Annotated in this window: 1 protein-coding gene; it reads right to left on the bottom strand. The window is 32.9% G+C overall.

What is annotated here, in order from left to right; translation table 11 throughout:
• Nucleotides 1-453: IS200/IS605 family transposase (gene tnpA / locus KTQ83_RS11995; RefSeq protein WP_217256965.1), on the bottom strand; the 453-nt coding region annotated here is incomplete at its 3' end.
• Nucleotides 454-566 lie beyond the last annotated feature (113 nt).

Here is a 566-nt window from a genome sequence, read left to right as displayed (position 1 = left end):
TTCTGAGAATGGATTTGCGTACTCTTTTACACTCATTTTATCCATTGCTATATCGTGCATTTCCTGCTCTCGAATATATTTTGCAACTGTCGCATCATTCAACCCTACAGTACTTACATAATATCCTTCACTCCAAAAATGTCTGTTTCCAAACTTATATTTCAGATTTGCATGTCTGTCAAACATCATTAATGCTGACTTTCCTTTCAGATATCCCATAAATGCAGATACAGACAATGATGGAGGTATCATAACTAGCATATGTACATGGTCCCTCATCAAATGTCCTTCTATTATTTCTACATGCTTGTATCTACATAATTCTCTCAATATTTCACCTAAATCTTTTCTATATTGATTGTATATCACTTTTCGTCTATACTTTGGAGTGAAAATGATGTGATACTTACACATCCATTTTGTATGTGCTAAAGAGTTTGCTTTATTAGCCATTATAATCACCATTCTTTCTTATTTTGATAGCTTGAACACCTTCATTATAGAAAGAATGGTGATTATTTTGTATAACATTTTTTTGATACCACCCGCATAGCAGGTGGTTTTGT

Origin of the sequence: Holdemanella porci, assembly GCF_019052655.1 — a bacterium.
GTDB lineage: Bacteria > Bacillota_I > Bacilli_A > Erysipelotrichales > Erysipelotrichaceae > Holdemanella > Holdemanella hominis.
The sequence above is the reverse complement of the archived record's forward strand: the minus strand, read 5'-3'. Positions and strand labels throughout refer to the sequence as shown.